General features: G+C 51.1%; 1 rRNA gene. It reads left to right on the top strand.

The window, feature by feature from the left end:
• Positions 1–219 (top strand): 23S ribosomal RNA (locus tag IV40_RS10485); the annotation flags it as partial.

Here is a 219-nt window from a genome sequence, read left to right as displayed (position 1 = left end):
CCCAGTAAACGGCGGCCGTAACTATAACGGTCCTAAGGTAGCGAAATTCCTTGTCGGGTAAGTTCCGACCTGCACGAATGGCGTAACGATGGCGGCGCTGTCTCCACCCGAGACTCAGTGAAATTGAAATCGCTGTGAAGATGCAGTGTATCCGCGGCTAGACGGAAAGACCCCGTGAACCTTTACTATAGCTTTGCACTGGACTTTGAATTTGCTTGT

This window comes from Lactobacillus selangorensis (genome assembly GCF_001437205.1).
Taxonomy (GTDB): Bacteria; Bacillota; Bacilli; order Lactobacillales; family Lactobacillaceae; genus Paralactobacillus; species Paralactobacillus selangorensis.
The sequence above is the reverse complement of the archived record's forward strand: the minus strand, read 5'-3'. Positions and strand labels throughout refer to the sequence as shown.